Below are 20,844 nucleotides of genomic sequence, written 5' to 3' on the forward strand. Positions count from 1 at the left end.
AAGGTGTCCGTATGAACACCACCACCAAGCAGCCGGAAGTCAGGAGCCGTGTGACGCCTCTGAGGTCCCTCCTGGGAGGCACATACGTCCCGCACCGCGACGGCGCCCGCCCCTTTCACCTTCACCGGAATACGTTGTCCGAGTCCTCCCAGATCGAGGAGTCACTGGACGCGTACTCCCGCGGAACCCGCGACGACGTCTGATACATCGCCTCGATCTCGGCGGCGAACCGCCGAGTAATCGCATCCCGGCGCAACTTCATCGAGGGCGTCAGCAATCCATTGGCCAGATCGAAGGGCTCCGGGAGGACGCGGAACACCCGAATGGATTCCGAGCGGGACACGGTGCTGTTGGCCGCGGCGACCGCGCGCCTGACCTCCTCCCGCAGTTCGTTCTCCTCGCGCGCGTCCCGGACCGGTGTTTCGCCCCTGGACCGGGACGCGCGCCAGTGCGCGACGAATTCGGGATCCAGAGTGATGAGGGCCCCCACGCAAGGGCGGTTGTCACCCACCACCACGGCTTGGTGGATGAGCGGGTGGACCCGCAGACGCTCCTCGAGAGCCGCGGGAGCCACACTCTTTCCACTACTCGTGATGATGATCTCCTTCTTGCGCCCGGTGATGGTCAGATATCCCTCGAAGTCGAGACGCCCGACGTCGCCCGTGGCCAGCCAACCGTCCAGGAACGAGTCCTGAGTGGCCGGGGCGTCGTTGAGGTATCCCTGGAACACCGAGGGCCCCGACACGAAGATCTCCCCGTCGTCGGCCACATGGATGTCCGTGCCCGGCAGCGGGCGCCCGACCGTTCCGAACTTCTCGCGCCCCACGGGCTGCGCGGTAATTCCTCCGGCTGTCTCCGTGAGCCCGTATCCGTCGTGCACGAAGATTCCGATTCCCGCGTAGAAGAGGGTGAGTTCACGATTCATGGGCGAGCCGCCCGACACCGCGCCGCATACCCGTCCGCCCAGCGCGGCGCGCAACTTCTTGTACACCGTCTTCTCGTAGAGCGAGTGCTGCAGGCGCAGGTCGAAGCCGGGGCCTGCGCCCTTGCCCAGCCGATGACGTTCTTCGGCGAGGGCGAAATCCTGCGCGGTGCGGACGGCACGCTCGAACAGTGAGGCGCGGCCCGTCTGCTGGGCCGTCCGCAGGAAGTTCTTGTAGATCTTCTCGAAGACGGACGGAACCGCGTACAGGTAGGTCGGCCGGAAGGACAGCAGCGCCGCGGAGAGCGCCCCTGCCCCCAGATCGGGTTCGTGCCCCATCAGGATGCCGCCCCGCAGACAGAGCCCCTGGATCATCAGGCCGTACACGTGGGAGAAGGGCAGGAAGGCGAGGATGGCCGGCTGCTCTCCGGGAGGAGCCGCCGTCTGTCTCCAGCCTTCGAGCAGCGTGTCGCAGGGGCTCGCCAGGTTGCGGTGCGTCAGGGCGCAGCCCCTCGGGTGGCCCGTCGTGCCGGAGGTGTAGGCGATGACCGCGGTCGAGTCGGGCAGCACGATCCGGCGCAGCGAGTCGACCGCCGTCGCCGGTATCGCCCGGCCGCGCTCGACCAGCTGTGGCAGCGCCCCGCTGTCCAACTGCCAGACGTGGCGCAGGAACGGGAGCGCGGCGCACGCCGAGCCGACCGTCATGACCCCCTGCTCGTCCTCGACCACCACGGCGACGCAGTGCGCGTCCTTCAGAATCCACGCGACCTGCTCGTGCGACGACGTCGGATAGATCGGCACGATTTCGGCGCCCACCGACCACAGCGCATAGCTGAGCACGGTCCACTCGTAGCGCGTACGCGCCATGATGGCCACGCGGTCGCCCGGGCGTATGCCCGAGGTGACAAGCCCCCGCGCCAGGTCGACCACCTCGCCCCACAGTTCCGCGGCGGTCACCGGCGTCCAGGCCGCGGAGGGGACATCGGGGCGGCGCGCCAGCTGCGGAAGGTCAGGGGTGCGGTGTGCCGCTTCGAAGAGGCTGTCGGCGAGTCCCCCCTGGATCAGTGGTGTGGCCGGTGGAGGAAGTTCGGACTGGTGCATTCGCCGCTCCGGAATTCTCCTCAACGTGGCCTCACCCAGAGACGCCGGTGTCGAGGATTCCCGAATGTAGCCCACACCGGCGACGACCGTGCACCATTCAACGAGCAGCTCGCCCGCGGCCGAGTTCCGGGCCCACGGACCGTCGCTTGCACGGGACGGTTCTTCATCTCCAGCCCCTCCCCAAGGCTCCCCAAGGCCTCATTCTGTTCGTCATGGACGGTCAGGACGCAGCGGACCGTCCGCGCGGCGGTGGGAGTGCCCGTAGCAGTTCCCACAGCGGTTGCGATCCCGCCGCCCAGGTGGCGAGCAGCCGGCGGTCGACAAGGTGGAGCCGCTGCTGCTTCGCGAAGTCCCGCGCGGGGCCGGTTATTCGGCCGTTGGTCACCATGACCGCCACATCGGCCCGGTGCACGGGTCGCGCCGTGCCATTGAGGACCTGCAGATCCGGGGTGCCCACCGCGGACCCGCGATCCCCTTCGCGGCGGTGCTTGCACTGGAGCACCCAGCGCCGCCCGAACGGGTCCGTCGCCTTCACGTCCGCGCCCAGATCCCCACGGCCACCGACCCGCGCGGAATCCGGGCAGCCGTCACGGCGCATCAACTCCCGTACCGCCTGCTCGAACTCCTGATGGTGCAGCCCGTCCAGCTGCGCCAGCGCGTACCGCAGCCCGCGCGACCGCACTTCCTCCCACCGCTCCCGCTGCCGACTCCGGTACAACCACCCGGCGCCCGCGAGACCCGCGAACACCACAGCGGTCACGACCACCCACCAGTGGTCCGCGAGCCAGCGGACCACCAGGACGGCCGCGCCCGCGACCACAAGGATCACCAACAGTCGTGCGTCCGCCTCCCGTTGCCGCCTGCTGGGCCGCCGCCCGCGCCACCGGACGGGCGGCCGACGGCGCGTCACGGGGCACCGCCCGGCCGACATGCTTTGCCGCTCTTCCCGCACACGTCGATCGAAAGCACCCGTACCCCCCGTGGTCATGTGATCGCTCACCGTGCCACCACCCATCATGGCAAGGACCACTGACAACGGGTCACGAACGACCGTGGGACGTGATCGACGCAGGCCGAGATCCGGCCAGGCGGCGGCGATTCCACCAGGGGCGTCGCCACGAGGTGCTCGCGACGCGTCCTGCGTCAGCTGCTCCAGTAGTCCCGCTCAGGCAGTTCAACCCATAGGTCGGGCGGCCCGACGACGGCGCGCGCGTCCGTCGGCCGCAGTCCCGCGTAGGAGCACGAGTAGGCCACCGCGCTGCTCTGGAAGAGGTAGGCGGCCAGGACTTCCCCGGGTGTGGCGTCGAGGTCCGGTGCGCCGCCCGGGTGGAGGTCCCATGCCTCGACGACTCCGTCGCGGGCGATGCTGCCCTGGTTGCCGCTCTTGGGGTTGGCGTACAGGCCGTAGCAGACGGTGCCGATGGACAGCCGGCTCAGCACGCCCGGCATCTGTGGCGCGTACCCCCACGGCTGGGTCACGACACAGCCGCCCGGCACGGTCGTCACGCCGATGATCTGCAGGGTCTCGTCCATGTCGTACGCGTACGGATCCTCGATCAGCTCGTCCAGTTCCTCGCCTTCCGCCGGTGTCGCCTCCAAGCGGCGTATCGCTTCCTCGGCGTCGATCCCGGCCACGCACGCCAGGCCCGTGCCGTCGTAGTCGATGCTTCCCAGCGCCGCGACCAGCCGTCCGCCCTCCTTGGCCACCGCGCGTTCGGCCTCGGTCAGCGTGCGTTCCCCCTCGGGCACCGCGAACAGGTCCGGCGTCGGCCCGGCCAGGCTGAGCCGACCCGGCGACCAACCGCCGATCTGGGGGCGCCAGAGATCTGCCCCGGCGGCCGCGAGGGCCCGCGCGTTGTCCGGTCGGCCGGTGAAGAGGGCTTCCCACAACGCGGTCGTCCCGTTCTCCCATGCGTTCACGTCCGCGACCCGTCCGGCCAGCTCCGCGACGACCTCCGGCGAGCCGAACCCCGCTGCCCGGTGCAGGGGCCGCCCTCCGCTCCAGGCCTCCGGATCGGCGCCCTGATCGAGACGCCGCCGAATGCCGTCGTAGTCCCGCCAGTCTTCCCAACTCACGCCTGCCCAGCCACCAACCCGACCTGCCACCATGCCCCCTCCGGTCCCCATCAGGGCGACTCCTCATGGCGCCCGTACACACCCTCGCAGACGGGTGTGACAACGCCCCGGCATGCCGCGTCGCCAGGACCGTGCTGGGACTCCAACTGTCGTCATCTCAGCCGGACATGAGGCATGGCTTCAGGGCGGGACGCCCCCGCGGCGTGTCCCGCCCGTGCGCCGCGCGCCCCCGCCTCCCGCGAGGTCACCGACTCCGGTGACCGTCGCCCGCAGGCTCCTCGGATCGACGGCGAATCCCCGCGAGCAGCCGCCGCACGCCCATGCCGTGCCCGCCCGTCCCGATGACGAGCCGCCGGTAGAGCCTGCCGGTCGGGCCGGGGAAGGCGGCTCTCGTTTCGGCCCGCAGGCGTGATCGGTCCGGCCCGAGTTCTTCGAGGCGGAAGGTCAGGGCGTATGTCGAGAATCGATGGCGCCCTTCGAGGACCAGCTCACGTCCCGGTACCGCCGTCGTCACCCGGAAGCCCGGGAACGTCGAACCCTCGGCAGGGGGGCGTGGTCCGGACGCCGTCCGGTCCGCGCAGTCCACCAGCCTCGCGTAGCCGACCGCGCCGGGACGTGAGGACGACCGGTCCAGTGTGTTGCCCAGCACGCGCCAGACAACCTCGGTCCCGGCCGCGATCACCGTCGTGTGTTCATCGACGTACGGCAAGAGATCGCCCATGTGCATCACGCCCTTCCTGGCCGATGTGCGCGCCTGTTCCTCGGCACCGTAGGCGATGGCGGTCGGGCATGGCTGCGGTGCCGCCCCGGGCGTTCACGCCCAACTCCGCCCGGCCCGGCCGCCCCTGGCGTAAGCCCCCGGGACAGGTTCGGCGTCCATGCTTTGCGAATGATCCCCCGTTCACCCTTTCGACGGAGGGCTCGCGACTGACAGACTCCGGAGGGTGCCTGACTTCGACATGCTCGTCATCGGATCCGGCCCGGGCGGCCAGAAGGCCGCCATCGCTGCGGCCAAGCTCGGCCGCCGGGTCGCTGTCGTCGACCGCCCCGACATGGTCGGCGGGGTCTCCATCCACACCGGGACCATCCCCTCAAAGACTCTGCGTGAGGCGGTCCTGTACCTCACCGGCCTCACCCAGCGCGATCTGTACGGCCAGAGCTACCGCTTGAAGGAGGACATCACCGTCGCCGATCTGACCGCGCGCACCGAGCACGTGGTCAGCCGCGAAGTCGACGTCATCCGCAGCCAACTGTCACGCAACCACGTCTCGCTCTTCGCGGGCACCGGCAGCTTCCTGGACGACCACACCATCGCCCTGCGCGAAGTGAACGGTCATGAACGGCAGTTGAGCGCCGAGCACATAGTGATCGCCACCGGCACTCGTCCGGCAAGGCCCGCGACCGTCGCGTTCGACGGGCGGACGATCATGGACTCGGACAACGTGCTGAACCTGGAGCAGGTGCCGCGTTCCATGGTCATCGTCGGGGCCGGTGTGATCGGCATGGAGTACGCCTCCATGTTCGCCGCCCTCGGCAGCAAGATCACGGTGGTCGAGAAGCGGCCCGGGATGCTCGACTTCTGCGACGTCGAGGTGATCGAGTCGCTGAAGTACCACCTGCGGGACCTGGCCGTCACCTTCCGGTTCGGCGAGACCGTCGCCGCGGTCGAACGCCACCCCCGAGGCACCCTCACCATCCTGGAGAGTGGCAAGAAGATCCCCGCCGACACCGTCATGTACTCGGCGGGCCGACAGGGTCTCACCGACGAACTCGACCTGGACAAGGCCGGATTGTCCGCCGACCGGCGCGGCCGGATCACGGTCGACGAGCACTACCGCACCGAGGTGCCGCACATCTACGCCGTCGGTGACGTCATCGGCTTCCCCGCCCTGGCGGCCACCTCGATGGAGCAGGGGCGCACGGCGGCCTACCACGCCTGTGGCGAGCCGGTGAACCGGATGCACGACCTCCAGCCGATCGGCATCTACACCATCCCGGAAATCAGCTTCATCGGGCGGACCGAGGACCAACTCACCGAGGACTGCGTGCCTTTCGAGGTCGGCATCTCCCGCTATCGCGAACTGGCCCGGGGCCAGATCATCGGCGACTCGCACGGCATGCTCAAGCTGCTGGTCTCGCCCGACGACCGCAAACTGCTCGGCGTCCACTGCTTCGGCACCGGCGCCACCGAACTCATCCACATCGGCCAGTCCGTCATGGGCTGCGGCGGCACGGTCGACTACCTGGTCGACGCGGTGTTCAACTACCCGACACTCGCCGAGTCCTACAAGATTGCCGCCCTCGACGCCACCAACAAGATCCGGCAGATCGACCGTCTCAAGGACTGAGGGACTGATCACCGCGCCGCTCCCCGCGATCCGAGAAGCGCAGTTTCACGACGCTGTCGGTGCTGCACACGCTCGCCCACAAGGGCCCCATGCGGCTGACCACGCTGAAGGCGAGCGAACAGATCACCCAGCCCGCCATCACCCAGCTCGTCAGCCGTCTGGAACGCGAGGGGCTGGTGGAGCGGCAGCCGGACCCCGAAGACGGCCGTGCGGTTCTCGTACGGGTGACCCCGGCCGGTGCGCAGATCGTTCGGACCCGGTACGAGGACCGCGTCCGCCGGTTCTCGCAGCTGATCGAGGCCCTGACCCCCGAGGAACGCCGCACCATCGGCGTCGCCCTGCCCGCGTCGGCACGGATGGCCGCGCTCATGGACACCGAGCGCTGACCGGCCGCGCGGCCCTCTCCGACCCGGAAGGAATCCTCATGGCAGCCACAGCGCGGTTCCCGCTGGAGCCCGTGCCCATCCACGTGCCCGACGCCGTCCTCGACGACCTCAAGACGCGGCTGCGGCTCACGAGATGGGCCGACGACGCGGGCAATGAGGACGGGTACTACGGCGTCAGCCGTGGCTACCTCCAGGAACTCGCCGACCACTGGCTCCATCACTACGACTGGCGCAAGGCCGAAGCCGCGATCAACGTCTACGAGCACTACAAGGTCGACGTGCAGGGCGTTCCGGTCCACTTCATGCGCAAACCCGGCGTCGGCCCCGACCCGACGCCACTCATCCTCACGCACGGCTGGCCCTGGACCTTCTGGCACTGGTCCAAGGTCGTCGACCCCCTCGCCGACCCCGCCGCGTTCGGTGGTGACCCGGCCGACGCGTTCGACGTCATCGTCCCCTCCCTGCCCGGCTTCGGCTTCTCCACCCCGCTGCCGGACCACCCCGACATGAACTTCTGGAAGGTCGCCGACCTCTGGCACACCCTGATGACCAGCACGCTCGGCCACGAGAAATACGCCGCCGGCGGATGCGACGTCGGCGCCCTCGTCACCGGCCAGCTCGGCCACAAGTACGCCGACGAGCTGCACGGCATCCACATCGGCTCCGGACTGAAACTCACCTTCTTCAACGGCGACCGGGCCTGGGACCTCAGCGGCGGGCATCCGATCCCCGAAGGTCTGCCCGAGCCCGTACGCCGGCAACTGGTGGCCTTCGAGCGGCGCTTCGCCGTCCACCTGGCCGCCCACCTCCTCGCCCCCAGCACCCTCGCCCACGGGCTCTCCGACTCACCGGTCGGGCTGCTCGCCTGGATCCTGGAACGCTGGGCGAGCTGGAGCGACGATCACGGCAATGTGGAGAACGTCTTCTCCAAGGACGACCTCCTCACTCACGCCACGATCTTCTGGGCCAACAACACCATCGGAACCTCGATTCGCTACTACGCCAACGCCAACCGCTACCCCTGGACTCCCTCCCACGACCGTCGGCCGGCCATCGAGGCTCCCACCGGCATCACCTTCGTCGGCTACGAGAACCCGCCGGGCGTCACCACCACCGAGCAGCGCATCCAGAACTGGCTCTCCAGCGACCGCGCCGACTGGTACCACCACGTCAACCTCACCGCCCACGACAGCGGCGGCCACTTCATCCCCTGGGAGACCCCGGACGCCTGGGTGGACGACCTGCGCCGTACCTTCCGCAACCGACACTGAGCCGCGCTGTCGGCTGGGCGAGACGACTAGGGCCCGCCCGATCACGTACAGGACGCAACACGGGGACCAGGTGCGCTGCCTACAGCCCGCTCCACCCGTCAGCGGCGTCGGTCTTCAGGCTGACGGGTGCCAGCCGAGCGCCGGGCCGAGCCTGGTGGCGATGTCGGTGAGGATCTGGACGTAGTCGTCGTGGTCGAAGGTGAAGGGCAGCGCGAAGGCGACCTCGTCGATCTCCTGGAACGCGACGTGGGAGTAGAGCCGTTCGGCGATCTGGTCGGACGTTCCCACGAGATCGGGCGCGAACATCATGCGCGCCGGCCCCTGCGGCGTCGCGGTGCGTGGCATCCGCTTGCGGGCGTACTCCTCGTACTTCGCACGTTGCTCGGGCGAGGCACTGTCCGTGGGAATCACGACGAGTCCCTGGGAGACACGGGCCCGGTCGCCGTCGGGATGGTGGGCGCGGAAGGCGCGTACGTGGGAGAGCTGGACCTCCGCGAAGTCCTCGGACTCCTCCGCCTTCACGACGCTGCTGGTCAGGAAGTTCATTCCGTGCTCACCGGCCCACTGTGCCGACCGCAGGCTGCCGCCGCCGTACCACATACGGCGGCCCAGACCGGGGGAGTGGGGCTGCACGCGGTCGGAGAACACTTCAAAGCCCTCGACCCCGCTGAAGTCGGTGGCCGACTTGCCGCGTACGAAGTCCAGCAGCCGCTCCACACGCTCGTAGCCGAAGTCCTCGGCGTCCGCGGTGTCGGGATAGAGGGCGTGTTTGACCTGCTCGTAGTGCATCGGTGGGCCGACGCTGACGCCCGGATTGAGGCGGCCCGCGGACAGGATGTCCACGGTTGCCAGGTCTTCGGCCAGCCGCAGCGGGTTCTCCCATCCGACCGGGATGACCGCGGTTCCCAGTTCGATGCGGCGGGTGCGCTGGGAGGCCGCTGCCAGGACCGCGACGGGGGAGGAGATGCCGTACTGGAGATGACGGTGGCGCACCCACGCACTGTCGAAACCGAGCCGTTCACCCAGTTCGATGATGTCGAGCGTCGACTCATGACCGCGGCCGGGGTTGTCCTGGTCGAACAGCCCGATGGTCAGGAATCCCAGCTTCCGCAAAGGGTCTGAGGGCAGTGGCACAGGGCTCCTCCATCGTCCGCGGCAAGTTCTGCCGCACACCAATGCTGCCCCAATTCTGGCAGGCGATCACTGTGGGCTGACCGGGAGGCCCCCGTGTCCGGTGGTCAGCGCTCACAATGGCGCTGATCCACAAGGAGCACGGGCGGTCTTCCGTGGTCCCCGAACCGCGAGGGACCGGCTTCGGCCGGGCCACAGTTCTCCCGAGAGGCCGTGATGAGCAGCGCAGCACCGATCGACCTGCGATCCGACACCGTGACCCGCCCCGACGCGCAGATGCGTGCCGCGATGGCTGCGGCCGAGGTCGGGGACGACGTCCTCGACGGAGACCCCACCATGCGCGCTCTGGAGGAGCGAGCGGCTGAACTGCTCGGCGTGGAAGCTTCGTTGTGGGTGCCGAGCGGCTCCATGGGAAACCTTGTGGCCCTCTTCCTCCACCTGCAACGAGGGGACCGCTTCTTCGCACCCCAACAGGCCCATGTGCTGGACAGCGAGATCGGTACGGCGGCATGGCTCGCCGGCGGCATGCCGCAGCCGCTGCCCTGGGCCGCCGGTCCGGGCCGGATCACCCCACAGGCCGTCCGTGCCGCGGCGTCCGGCCGCGGCCCGTACTTCGGCCTGCGCAACCGGCTCCTGTGCCTGGAGAACACCCACAACACAGCCGGAGGCACGACGACATCGCCTCGGGAGCACGCCGAACTGGTCGCCGCGGCAAGGGAGACGGGCCTGCTGGTCCATCTGGACGGCGCCCGGATCTGGAACGCGGCTGTGGCGCAGAAGACCACCCCGGCCGAGCTCACCCGGGGTGTGGACACCGTCCAGGCATGTCTGAGCAAGGGGCTGGGCGCACCCGTGGGCTCGGTCGTCGGCGGGAGCGCCGACTTCGTGCGCGAGGCCCGGCGCGTGCGCAAGATGCTCGGCGGGGGAGTACGCCAGGGCGGCGTGCTCGCCGCGGCCGGGCTGGTGGCACTGGAACGCGTCGACCGGCTCGCGGAGGACCACGAGAACGCCCAACTGCTCGCCGGCGGTCTGCGCGAACTCGGTTGGGACGTGGCGGCACCCGAGACGAACATCGTCATGGTCCACGTTCCCGATGCGGCAAAGGCGGTCGAGGAATGCGGACGAGCGGGAGTCCTCGCCCTGTCGCTGGGCGGCCGCCTGCGCCTGATCACCCACTGCGACGTCTCACGCGCCGACGTACGGCGGGCTCTCGACCGTATCGCCGCCGTGGCTGGTCAGTAGGGATCCGGCTCCGTTCACGAAACCGGACAGGCCCTAACCCAGTGGGTAGTCATAGCGCAGGAACCCCTTGAAGCTCGCCACCTTGTCGTACAGAGCGCGGGCGGTGGTGTTGCCCTCCTGGGTGGTCCAGTACAAGCGAGAGGCCCCCCGCTCCCGCGACGCGTCGGCCACCTCCTGGATCAGCTTCCGCGCCACGCCCTGGCCGCGCGCCGCTTCGTCGACGAAGAGATCCTGGAGATAGCAGCTGTCCTCCATCCAGAGCGTCGCGTGGAACAGATAGTGCGCGATGCCCACCAGCTTCCCGTCCGACCAGGCGCCGATTCCGTGGACCTCCGTGCCACGCCGCAGCCGCTGCCAAGCCTGCTCATACCCCTGGTCCGGCACAGCGGTGCGGTAGAAGGCCTTGTAACCCCGCGCCAGCACTTCCCAGTCGGTGCGGTCTTCCTCGCGCAACGCACCAATGGCGATCATGGTTGCCCATCATCGCACGCGGGCTCCGTTGATCTGATGATTCGCCGGAACTGCCCGGAGCGTGTGCCGAGTTCAGATCTTCATTCGCGGCCACGAGCCCGGACTGGCGCGAGGCCGTCGAAGACGACGGCGAGCATCCGGTCTCGAACCTCCTCCTCGAGATGGGCGTGTGCGGAGGCTTGCGATGTGGCCACGAGCAAGGCGTACACCTCCGGCAGTTCGACGTCGTCCCGGACGGCGCCTGCGCGTTGGGCGTGCTCAAGCAGTGCACCGACGGCTCGACGCAGTCCGTCCGATGCCTGAGCGGCGTCGCCGCCTTTGTCGCCACCGGCCTCGAGCAGGGCCTCGGCTATGGCGATCTTGCCGGCCGCGTCGGTGACGAGGTGGCTGAAGAAGTCGAAGAACGCCGTACCCGGGTCCGTGGCGTGAAACAGCGTTTCGGCCTGCTCGCGCAGGCGATCGAACCGCTGCACGAGAACGGCCTGCAGCAGCGCCGCTTTGGTGGGGAAGTGGCGGAAGACCGTGGCGATGCCGACGTTGGCCAGACGCGCCACCTCCTCGGTGGACGCGGACCGGCCGCCCTTGCCGAAGACCTCTTCGGCGACGTTCAAGATCCGCTCGCGGTTGGTTCGCGCGTCAGCGCGTTGCGGCCGTCCGCCGCCCGTCTCTCGGTTGTCTGGGGTGCTCATCGCGCTTTCACCTGTACGCCGTTATCCGAAGTCACGACTCCGTATACTCGGAGTCCCCACTTCGGATAGTAGTTCGATGCCACTGCACGTCGGCGCAGACGACAGGAGAGTGTCATGGCTCAAGTCCTCAGCCCGCGCGAGGTTTTCCTCGCGCTCGTGAACGGTGTTGCGGAGGGCCGGTGGAGGGAACTGCCCGATCTGTACGCGGAGCAGACCCATGTCGTGCACCCCTTCGACCCGCTTCGTGCTGCCGCGCTCCGTACCCGTGATGAACTGCGCGAACACTTCAGGCCGACCGACGCCGGCCCCCGGCTGCACCGTAGGGCAACCAACATCACGATCCACGAGACGACCGACCCCGAGGTCATCGTCGCCGAGTTCGAGTACCAGGGAACAGTCGCGGAGACCGGCGAACCCTTCGCGCTGCCCGGCGTATTCGTGCTGCGGGTGCGCGACGGTGAGATCATCAGTTCCCGCGACTATTTCGACCATGTCACCGCCGCCCGAGTGCGCGGGCAACTCGACGCACTTGTCGCAGCCGTGCAGGCGAGCAGTGCCGCCTCGGCCCAGCGCGGGTGGTGATTCAGATCCGCAATGGAGGCTGCGGAGCCCGATGGCCATGCGGCGCAGGTGGAGTCCGGCAAGGTGGCTGGTCGGGGTGCTGTCGTAGTGGGTGGTGAGCCCTCGCCACTCCTTGATCTTGTTGATGCGGCGATCCACGGCGTTGCGGTCATGGCGGAGCGCGGTGTCGTGGTTGACGCGCCGTCCGCCCCGGCGCCCCTTCATCTTGGGGAGTGTCGGCGGCCATCTTGGGGAGTGTCGGCGGCCTGGCCGGGGACGAGCATGAAGGACAGCGGACGGCAGCGGCGGTCTGCGGACGGGTGCATGCACCTTGCCGGTCAGTCCGCCGCGCGAGCGGCCCAGGTTGGCGGCGCGGAGCCGGTCCGTGCGCCGCCGATGTTCCTCATTCTCTCGTAGCGGTTCCGGCCGGCAGGGATTGCTGTCCGGACTGTTCGATTCGCAGACCCGCAATGCCTCCAGTTCCCCCGGCAGTTGGACGCCCTACGAAAGAACGGCCTGCGGACCTGCGGCCGGGGTGGTGGTCGTATGGCTGGAGGTGATCCAGTCGCGGATCGCCTCCGCCGTCGTCGCGGCGTGCTCCTCCAGCACGCTCAGGTGATGGCCGGGGACATCCACCGTGTCGTGGACGACCGGCCACGACGAACGCTCCGGCATGTCCGGCAGCGGCTCGGTGGCGCGCACCAGCAGTGTGGGCACACCTGTCGGCTCCGGTTGCCAGCCGCGGAACATCCGGGTGTACGCGCCCAGCGACAGCAGCGTCAGATCGTCCACCGCGGTGTCGAACCGCTCGCGCAGCGCCAGTGGAATCCGGGCTGGCAGCGCCAGCAGCCACGACTCGGCCTCCCGGTCCGGGGTGATGTGGTACGAGTCCACCAGGACGAGCCCCGCCGGGGGAGTGCCGTCGGCCGCCAGACGCGCGGTCAGCGCATGCGCGACCGAACCGCCCATGGAGTGGCCCAGGACGACGTACGGGCGCTCACCGAGGTGGCGTCGCACCGTCGTGGCGTGCAGTTCGACCAGAGTCTCCAGGTCCCGCGCCACGGCGTCCCCGTGGTCGACCCCGGGGTGCCGCAGCTCGAAGACGTTCCGCTCGCCGTCGAACCGGGGCGCGAGCCCCGCGTGCCACGGTCGGCCGAGGTTCGTGGCGAAGCCCGGAACGCACACGAGTGCCGGGCTTTCCCCGCCGGTGGCCAGCCGCAGTGGGGACAGCGTGTGCCGGGCGCTGTCGTCGCGGCCGAAGGAGGGCGCGGCGACCGACGCGGTCACCAGCAGATGCATTGCCGAGACCACGTCGCCCGTCTCGCAGACCTGCCGGTAGAGGCTCGGCAAGGACTGACCCGCGCGGGCGCCGCGCTTGCCGCCCGGCTCGGGCGAGGCGAACGGTGACGGAGCGGGGCGAGCGAGGTGATCGGCGTGAGCGGTGCGCGGGGAAGTGAACGGGAGAGCCCCGACGAGGGCCGGAGTCGCTGTCTCCCCGGAAGCGGGCAGCGGGGTCTCAGCGGGCTCGGAAGGTACGGCCTCTGCGGTCTCGGATGGAGTGGTCTCGGCGGGACCGGGCAGGGCGGTGTCACCAGGTTGATCCCCGTGCACCCTCTCCCGATCGCCCGCCCCCGACCCGGCGGCACCCGCCCCCTCGGACAGCACCCCGCGCATCTCCCCGTACACGTGATCCGCCAGCTCCTCGACGCTCGGCCAGTCGTACGCGACGGTGGCCGCCAGCGGGACTCCCGCCAGCAGGTTCAGCCGGTTGCGCAGCAGCACGCTCATCAGCGAGTCGAGGCCCAGGTCGGGGAAGCCCCGGTCGACGGCGCTCGCATCCGGGTGCCCGAGCAGGCCGGCGACTTCGGCGCGGATCAGCCCCCGCAGGGCGGGGACCCGCTCGGGCACGGGGAGCGACGCCAGCCGTTCCCGCCAGGCCCCGGAGGTGCCGTCCGGTTCATCGCCCCCGGCCGAGGCTGTCGGCCGAGCCGGACGCAGGAGCCCGCGCAAGGGTGGCGGAACCGGTGCCCCGGCGGCCGGCGCCCCCGGCGAGCGGTCCAGCGGCAGCGGCGCGAGGACCGGTTCGCCGCTGCCCAACGCGGTGTCGAACAGGGTCAGTGCCTGCTCCGGGGAGACCGCGCGCACGGGACCGCCGTGGACCACGCCGGCGCGGGCCGCCATCCCTTCCTCGTCCGCCCACGGCCCCCAGGCCAGCGACAGCGCGGGCAGTCCGAGCGCGGCGCGGTGCAGGGCGAGAGCGTCCAGGAAGGAGTTCGCCGCCGCGTAGTTGGCCTGGCCGGGATTGCCGAGCAGACCCGCGACGGAGGAGAACAGCACGAAGTGCGACAGCGGCAGATCCTTCGTCAGCTCGTGCAGATGCCAGGCCGCGTCGGCCTTCGGCCGCAGCACCGCCGCCAGCCGCTGGGGCGTCATCGCCTCCAGTACGCCGTCGTCCAGGACCCCGGCCGTATGCACCACAGCAGTGAGGTTGGGCCCGAACTCCTTGACCAGGACGGCCAGTTGGCTCCGCTCGGAGGTGTCGCACGCCACCAGGTCGACCTGGGCGCCATCTTGTTCGAGCTCGGCGCACAGTGCCTGCGCCCCCGGTGCCTGCGGTCCGCGTCGGCTCACGAGCACGAGATGCCGGACTTCGTGCCGGTTGACCAGATGCCGGGCCAGCGTCGCGCCCAGCGAACCCGTTCCACCGGTGACCAGTACGGTGCCTCGGCCGAGGGAGCCGACGGCCACCGATCCGGGAGCGGCTGTCAGTCGGGGAACGCGCAACAGGCCTTCCCTGATGGACAGTTGGGGTTCACCGGTGGCGACGGCGGCAGGCAGCAGCCGTACCGATTCGGGACGACCGTCCACGTCCACGAGCGTGAGCCGCCCGGGATACTCCGCCTGCGCGGCCCGCAACAGCCCCCAGAGGGCGGCGGCGGGCAGGTCCGGCGTCTCGGCGGAGGCATCGCGCGTCACGACGACCAGCCGCCCGGAACCGGCGAGCCGCGTCCGCAGCAACTCCAAGGCCCGCACGGCCAACTCGTACGCCGCGACGGCCGGATCGCCGCCCGGGGCGACGGGAGCGGCCAGGGACGCGACAGCCGTCTCCGTACCGCCCTCGGACAGTGATGCCACGGCCCCCTCGGAAGTCTCCACGGACAGAAGGACCGCGCCCACGCCCAGGTCGTCGGTGTCCGCCACTGCCAGAGCGGGCCCCTGTCCTGTCGTCGCAACTCCCGTCCAGCTCAGCCGGTACAACTCTCCCACCGGTGCCGGCCCTCCCTTCGGGACGGGACGCGTCGTCATCGAGTCCAGTCGGGCCACGGGGGCGCCCGAGGGGGTGGCGAGGTCCACGGCGACCGTGTCCGGGCCGGTCGTCCGGACGCGTACGCGCAGGGCGGTGGCCCCCGCGGCGTACAGCGTCATGCCCTGCCATGCGAACGGCATCCGGGCGGGTCCGGTGGGCGGTTCGGCGAGCAGCCCGCTGTGCAGAGCGGCGTCCAGGAGCGCCGGGTGGAGGGCGTGGCGGCGGGCCTCCGTGCCCGGCACCGGGCCGACCTCGGCGAAGAGTTCCTCGCCGCGCCGCCACAAGGCCGTAACGCCCTGGAACGCTGGCCCGTACGCGTGGCCGGTGGCCGCCAGCCGCTCGTAGGCGCCGGTGAGATCCACGGCGATCGCGTCCGGTGGCGGCCACGCGGTGAGGGCGGCCGCTCGGTCCCGGTCGCCGGGGACGGCCGGGCCGAGCCGCCCCGTCGCATGCTGGGACCAGGCGCCGAGTGCCCCGGACGTCTCCGGCCGGGAGTACACGTCCGCGGTGCGGCCCCCGGTGCCGTCCGGTTCCCCCACGACCACCTGGAGCTGCACCCGGTCCCCCTCGGCGTCGGGGAGTGGCAGCGGCGCCAGGAGGGCGAGGTCCTCCAGTACGTCGAGACCGCACGCGTCGCCCGCGTGGAGCACCATGTCGGCGAACGCGGCACCGGGCACGAGGACGTGTCCGCCCACGGCGTGGTCGCGCAGCCAGGGCTGGGCGGCGCCGGACAGCCAGCCACCGCACAGCACGCGCTCCGTGCCCGGCACGGTGACCGTCTGGGTCAGCATCGGATGCCCGGAAGCGGCGCCGGTGTCGGCGGTGGCCTCGGACAGCCAGTAACGCTGCCGCTGGAAGGGGTAGGTCGGCAGGTCGACCCGCCGGGCGCCGCTGTCCGCGTACACCCGCCGCCAGTCCACCGGCAGGCCGTGGACATGGAGTTGGCCCAGCGCGGTGAACAGTGTCCGCGGCTCGGGCCCGGGGGCGCCCCGGCGGGCGACGGCCGTGAACAGCGGGTCCCCGTCCGTCTCGGCCAGGCCCGTCATGGCCTGCGCCGTGAGCTGAGCGTCCGGGCCGATCTCCGCGAACGCCGTCACCCGCCCCTCGCCCGCCAGCCACCCCACGGTGTCCCCGAATCGCACGGCCTCGCGGGCGTGCCCCATCCAGTACGCGGCCGACCGCAGCTCGTCCCCGGTGGCCGGACGTCCGGTCCGCCCCGACATCACAGGGATGCGGGGCGCGCCGTAAGCCAACTTGCCCGCGAGGCGGCCGAATTCGGCGAGCATCGGCTCCATCAGCGGGGAGTGGAAGGCGTGGCTGACCCGCAGCCGGGTGATGCGGCGTCCTCGTACGGCGAATCGCTCCGCGAGCGCGAGGACGGGTTCCTGCGCACCGGAGACGACGACCGCGCGCGGGCCGTTCACGGCCGCGATCGAGACCCCGCCGGTGAGCTCGCGGTTCACCTCGGCCTCGGTGGCGTCCAGTGCCACCATGGCGCCGCCCTCCGGAAGCTCCCGCATCAACCGGCCGCGGGCCGCCACCAGTTCGACGGCGTCCTGCTCGGACAGGATGCCCGCGGCGTGGGCCGCCGCCAGCTCGCCGACGGAGTGCCCGGCCAGGAAGTCCGGCCGCACGCCCCAGGACTCCAGCAGCCGGAAGGCGGACACCTCGAAGACGAACAGGGCCGCCTGGGCGAAGTCCGTACGATCCAGCAGCCCTTCCTCGTCCGCTCCCCAGAGAACCGAGCGCAGCGGACGCCCCAGATGGGCGTCGAAACGCTCGCACAAGGCGTCGAAGGCTGCGGAGAAGACCGGGAAGGTCTCGCACAACTCCCTCCCCATTCCCCTTCGTTGGGCGCCCTGGCCGGTGAAGAGCAGGGCCAGCCGGCCGGGAGCCACCGCCGGCCGCGGCGCAGCGGACGCGGCCAGGTTGTCCAGCGCGCCGAGCAGCTCCTCGCGGTCGTCGGCGGCCACGACAGCCCGGTGGGAGAGCGCGGTCCGAGCGGTGGCCTGGGTGAACGCCACGTCCAGCGGCTCGAGTTCGGGCCGCTCGCGCAGCGCCGCCGCCGTGCGTGCGGCCTGGGCCCGCAGGGCCGCCGGGCTCGCCCCGGAGAGCGGCAGCGGGGGCACCGCCGAGCGGCGGCGTGGTCGTACGACGGTGTTCTCCTCGGCTTCCTCCAGGATCACGTGCGCGTTGGTCCCGCCGATCCCGAACGCCGAGACCCCGGCCCGCCGGGGTCGCCCCGCCTCGGGCCGCCACTCCTCCTCCCGGCTCAACAGCCGTACGGCACCCGACGACCAGTCCACCCGGGGCGACGGCTCCTCGGTGTGCAGGGTGCGGGGGAGTTGCCCGTGCCGCATCGCCAGTACGGTCTTGATGACGCCGGCGACGCCCGCTGCGGCCTGGGTGTGGCCGAGGTTGGACTTCAAAGAGCCCAGCCACAGGGGGCGTTCGGCGGATCGGCCCTGCCCGTACGCGGCCAGCAGTGCCTGGGCCTCGATCGGGTCTCCGAGCGCGGTGCCCGTGCCGTGCGCCTCCACCGTGTCGATGTCGGCCGGCGAGAGCCCGGCGTCGGTGAGGGCCGCGTGGATCACCCGTTGCTGCGCGGGCCCGTGGGGCGCGGTCAGCCCGTTGGACGCTCCGTCGGAGTTGACCGCCGAGCCGCGCAGCACGGCGAGCACGGGATGCCCGTTGCGCCGTGCGTCGGACAGCCGCTCCAGCAGCACCAGGCCGGCACCCTCGCCCCAGGCCGTGCCGTCGGCCGCCGCCGAGAACGGTTTGCAGCGGCCGTCGGGGGCCAGCCCGCGCAGCCTGCTGAACGCGATGAACGGCGCGGGCGAGGCCATGACGGTCACCCCGCCCGCGACGGCCAGGGAACACTCGCCCTCGCGCAGCGACCGTGCGGCCGCGTGCAGGGCCACCAGCGACGACGAACACGCGGTGTCCACCGTCACGGCGGGCCCGCGCAGCCCCAGGGTGTACGCGATCCGGCCCGACGCCACGCTGCCCGCCGAACCGAGCGCGAGATGGGCCTCCAACTCGTGCCCGGCGCCGTGCAGCAGACGGCCCGCGTAGTCGGCGTGCATCACACCGACGAAGACACCGGTTTCGCTGCCGCGCAGCCCCGACGGATCGAGGCCCGCGCGCTCCAGCAGCTCCCAGCCGGTCTCCAGCAGCAGCCGCTGCTGTGGATCGGTGGCCAGGGCCTCGCGCGGCGACATCCCGAAGAAGGCCGCGTCGAACTCGGCCGCCCCGTGCAGAAATCCGCCCCTGCGGGTGACGGAGGTACCCAGCCGGTCCGGATCGGGGTCGTGGAGTGCGGCCACGTCCCAGCCCCGGTCGGCGGGGAAGTCGGAGGTCGCGTCGACGCCGTCCGCCAGCAGTCGCCACAAGTCCTCCGGCGACTCCACTCCGCCCGGGTAACGGCAGGCCATGGCCACCACGGCGATCGGCTCCCCGCCGCCGGGCTCCCCGGCCTCCGTGCCGGACGTCCGAGCGGGCCGCGCGTGTGCGTCACCGCGCAGCGCGTCGCGCACACATGCCGCCACCGCCCCGGGCGTCGGATGGTCGAACACGAGCGTCGCGGGCAGGTCGAGGCCGGTCGCCGCGCCCAGCCGGTCGCGCAGCAGCACCCCGCCGAGCGAGGTGAGCCCGAGCTCGGTGAAGGCCCGGTCGACATCGATGTCGTGGGGAGGCAGCCCGGCCGTACGCGCCGTCTCTTCGAGCACCAGGTCCAGCACGGCGTCGGAAACCGCCGCCAGCCGCTCGCGCAGCCCCGCCGAGGCCGCCGTCCGCTCCGCCGAGAGACGTCGCGCCAGCTGCTCGGCGAGCGCAGGCCGGACCACCTTGCCCGACGGGGTACGGGGGATGGCATCCGTCTCGTAGCACTCGTCCGGCACCTTGAACGCGGACAGCCGCTCCCGGCAGTCGGCGAGCGCCCGCGCCAGGTCGACCCCGTGCGGTCCCGGCACGACGAAGGCGACCGGCACCTCGCCGAGCACGTCGTGCGGCCGTCCGACGACGGCGGCGTCGGCGACATCGGGGCGGGCGAGCAGCACCCGCTCCACTTCGGACGGGTTGATGTTCTCACCGCCCCGGATGATCAACTCCTTGACGCGGCCGGTGATGTGGAGGTGGCCGTGCGTCAGTCGCCGGCCGAGGTCCCCGGTGCGGTACCAGCCGTCGCTGAACGCCTCGGCGGTGGCCTCCGGGCGCTGGTGGTAGCCGGCCATCAGGCCGGGGCCACGGACCCAGATCTCCCCCTCGTCCCCGTCGGCGACCTCGGCGCCGGTGGACGTATCGGTGAGCCGCACCGCGAGCCCGGGCAGCGGGGGACCGCTGGAGGCGTCGTCCCGAGGCCCGTCGAGCAGGTTGAGCGCGATCTTCCCGCAGGTCTCGGTGGAGCCGTAGCCGTCGAGGAGGGGAGCGGCCAGCGCGTCCTCGACGGCCGCCCGCAGTTCCGGGGGACAGGGTGCGCCCCCGCTGACGCACACCCGCAGCGAAGGGGGCACGGGGGCCGCCGTCTCGTGCAACGAGTCCAGCAGCAGACGGTAGGTGGCGGGCACTCCGGCCAGCACGGTGAACGGCTCCGCGGCGAGCGCGCGGGCGACGTTGGCGCCCCGGTCGAGGAGGCGGGCGCTCGCACCGACCGAGAGCACGCCCAGCAGGCAGAGCGAGTGCGCGTAGCAGTGGAACATCGGCAGGGGCCACAGCAGGCGGTCCTGCTCCCGCCACCCGAACGCGGGCACATAGGACGCCGCCACCGACCACAGGGCGGAACGCTGCGTGGAGACCACGCCCTTGCTTTCGCCGGTGGTGCCCGAGGTGTAGAGGATCCAGGCCGGATCGTCGAGGTCCAGGTCGTCACGGGGCGCCTGGCCCGGGTCGGCCCCCGCAAGGTCCTCGAACGCGACCGTGCCCTCCGGCGCAGCGCCCTCCCCTGCCACCACCACCCGAAGCGCGGGCCGCTCGGCCGCCAGCCGGGTAACGCGCGGCAACAGCGGCTCCTCGGTGACGACCAGAACCGCGCCGCTGTCGTCGAGGAAGTACGCCAACTCCTCCTCCGAAGCACCGGGGTTGAGCAGCACACCGACCGCCGCGGCCCGCAGCGCGCCGAGACAGCTCTCCACCAACTCGACCCGATTGCCCAGCAGGATCGCGACCCGGTCCCCGCGCCGCACCCCGAGTCGTGCCAGATGCCCCGCCAGTCGGCCGGTGCGCCGCTCCAACTCCCCATAGGTGACGGCGCGATGAGCATCCGCGTAGGCGGTCTTGCCTTCCAGCCGAGCCGCGTGTTCCTTCAAAGTGACGGGCAGCGCACGCACCGTCTCACCTTGAAA

13 protein-coding genes and 1 pseudogene are annotated in these 20,844 nt (G+C 71.1%); 5 read left to right on the forward strand and 9 right to left on the reverse strand.

Annotation, left to right across the window (positions count from 1 at the left end; genetic code table 11):
* Positions 1-121 precede the first annotated feature (121 nt).
* From AB5J50_RS47640 to AB5J50_RS47655, 4 genes are all read right to left on the reverse strand, one after another.
* The gene (locus tag AB5J50_RS47640; protein WP_369264755.1) at positions 122-2,023 is read right to left on the reverse strand and encodes a long-chain fatty acid--CoA ligase; all 1,902 of its coding nucleotides are present in this window, start codon (positions 2,021-2,023) and stop codon (positions 122-124) included.
* Positions 2,024-2,243: 220 nt separating this feature from the next.
* Positions 2,244-2,954, reverse strand: a complete 711-nt coding sequence (locus AB5J50_RS47645) for a restriction endonuclease (protein ID WP_369264756.1) — start codon at positions 2,952-2,954, stop codon at positions 2,244-2,246.
* A gap of 212 nt (positions 2,955-3,166) precedes the next feature.
* Positions 3,167-4,132 carry an ankyrin repeat domain-containing protein gene (locus AB5J50_RS47650; protein WP_369265711.1) on the reverse strand — a complete coding sequence of 322 codons (966 nt, stop codon included), beginning with the start codon at positions 4,130-4,132 and terminating at the stop codon, positions 3,167-3,169.
* A 211-nt stretch (positions 4,133-4,343) separates the two neighbouring features.
* Entirely contained in the window at positions 4,344-4,826 is a 483-nt protein-coding gene (locus AB5J50_RS47655) for a hypothetical protein (protein ID WP_369264757.1), read from the reverse strand.
* Between the two features lie 217 nt (positions 4,827-5,043).
* On the opposite strand from AB5J50_RS47655, the gene sthA reads away from it, so the two are divergent.
* From sthA to AB5J50_RS47670, 3 genes are read left to right on the forward strand one after another with little or no spacing between them, the layout of a single operon-like run.
* Positions 5,044-6,447 (forward strand): Si-specific NAD(P)(+) transhydrogenase, encoded by a 1,404-nt coding sequence (gene sthA, locus AB5J50_RS47660; protein ID WP_369264758.1) that lies wholly within the window; start codon positions 5,044-5,046, stop codon positions 6,445-6,447.
* A 59-nt stretch (positions 6,448-6,506) separates the two neighbouring features.
* A complete protein-coding gene (locus tag AB5J50_RS47665; RefSeq protein ID WP_369264759.1) occupies positions 6,507-6,833 on the forward strand; it encodes a MarR family winged helix-turn-helix transcriptional regulator in 327 nt (108 codons plus the stop codon).
* Between the two features lie 38 nt (positions 6,834-6,871).
* On the forward strand, positions 6,872-8,104 hold the full coding sequence (locus tag AB5J50_RS47670; protein ID WP_369264760.1) for an epoxide hydrolase family protein: 1,233 nt from the start codon (positions 6,872-6,874) through the stop codon (positions 8,102-8,104).
* A 114-nt stretch (positions 8,105-8,218) separates the two neighbouring features.
* Here AB5J50_RS47670 and AB5J50_RS47675 read toward each other — a convergent pair whose 3' ends face one another.
* On the reverse strand, positions 8,219-9,238 hold the full coding sequence (locus AB5J50_RS47675; protein ID WP_369264761.1) for an LLM class flavin-dependent oxidoreductase: 1,020 nt from the start codon (positions 9,236-9,238) through the stop codon (positions 8,219-8,221).
* Between the two features lie 213 nt (positions 9,239-9,451).
* On the opposite strand from AB5J50_RS47675, the gene AB5J50_RS47680 reads away from it, so the two are divergent.
* Positions 9,452-10,477, forward strand: coding sequence for a low specificity L-threonine aldolase (locus tag AB5J50_RS47680; RefSeq protein ID WP_369264762.1), 1,026 nt, complete (start codon positions 9,452-9,454; stop codon positions 10,475-10,477).
* A 33-nt stretch (positions 10,478-10,510) separates the two neighbouring features.
* On the opposite strand, the gene AB5J50_RS47685 is transcribed toward AB5J50_RS47680, so the two are convergent.
* Both AB5J50_RS47685 and AB5J50_RS47690 read right to left on the reverse strand, forming a co-directional pair.
* Positions 10,511-10,948: an N-acetyltransferase family protein gene (locus AB5J50_RS47685; protein ID WP_369264763.1), complete on the reverse strand. Its 438-nt coding sequence runs from the start codon at positions 10,946-10,948 to the stop codon at positions 10,511-10,513.
* An 80-nt stretch (positions 10,949-11,028) separates the two neighbouring features.
* Positions 11,029-11,637, reverse strand: coding sequence for a TetR/AcrR family transcriptional regulator (locus AB5J50_RS47690; protein WP_369264764.1), 609 nt, complete (start codon positions 11,635-11,637; stop codon positions 11,029-11,031).
* A gap of 114 nt (positions 11,638-11,751) precedes the next feature.
* On the opposite strand from AB5J50_RS47690, the gene AB5J50_RS47695 reads away from it, so the two are divergent.
* Positions 11,752-12,219 (forward strand): nuclear transport factor 2 family protein, encoded by a 468-nt coding sequence (locus tag AB5J50_RS47695; RefSeq protein WP_369264765.1) that lies wholly within the window; start codon positions 11,752-11,754, stop codon positions 12,217-12,219.
* Positions 12,220-12,261: 42 nt separating this feature from the next.
* On the opposite strand, the pseudogene AB5J50_RS47700 reads toward AB5J50_RS47695, so the two are convergent.
* Both AB5J50_RS47700 and AB5J50_RS47705 read right to left on the reverse strand, forming a co-directional pair.
* A pseudogene (locus AB5J50_RS47700) lies at positions 12,262-12,594 on the reverse strand (hypothetical protein); the annotation flags it as partial.
* 105 nt (positions 12,595-12,699) lie between these two features.
* Complete coding sequence (locus AB5J50_RS47705) at positions 12,700-20,829, reverse strand: alpha/beta fold hydrolase (protein ID WP_369264766.1); 8,130 nt, start codon at positions 20,827-20,829, stop codon at positions 12,700-12,702.
* Between the last annotated feature and the right edge of the window lie 15 nt (positions 20,830-20,844).

Origin of the sequence: Streptomyces sp. R35 (genome assembly GCF_041053035.1) — a bacterium.
Classification (GTDB): Bacteria; Actinomycetota; Actinomycetes; order Streptomycetales; family Streptomycetaceae; genus Streptomyces; species Streptomyces lutosisoli.

Coding starts and splice junctions, on each gene's coding strand:
- AB5J50_RS47695 (WP_369264765.1), top strand. CDS start 11,752: ATGGCTCAAGTCCTCAGCCCGCGCGAGGTTTTCCTCGCGCTCGTGAAC.
- AB5J50_RS47690 (WP_369264764.1), bottom strand. CDS start 11,637: ATGAGCACCCCAGACAACCGAGAGACGGGCGGCGGACGGCCGCAACGC.
- AB5J50_RS47685 (WP_369264763.1), bottom strand. CDS start 10,948: ATGATCGCCATTGGTGCGTTGCGCGAGGAAGACCGCACCGACTGGGAA.
- AB5J50_RS47645 (WP_369264756.1), bottom strand. CDS start 2,954: ATGTCGGCCGGGCGGTGCCCCGTGACGCGCCGTCGGCCGCCCGTCCGG.
- AB5J50_RS47655 (WP_369264757.1), bottom strand. CDS start 4,826: ATGCACATGGGCGATCTCTTGCCGTACGTCGATGAACACACGACGGTG.
- AB5J50_RS47650 (WP_369265711.1), bottom strand. CDS start 4,132: ATGGTGGCAGGTCGGGTTGGTGGCTGGGCAGGCGTGAGTTGGGAAGAC.
- AB5J50_RS47670 (WP_369264760.1), top strand. CDS start 6,872: ATGGCAGCCACAGCGCGGTTCCCGCTGGAGCCCGTGCCCATCCACGTG.
- AB5J50_RS47640 (WP_369264755.1), bottom strand. CDS start 2,023: ATGCACCAGTCCGAACTTCCTCCACCGGCCACACCACTGATCCAGGGG.
- AB5J50_RS47680 (WP_369264762.1), top strand. CDS start 9,452: ATGAGCAGCGCAGCACCGATCGACCTGCGATCCGACACCGTGACCCGC.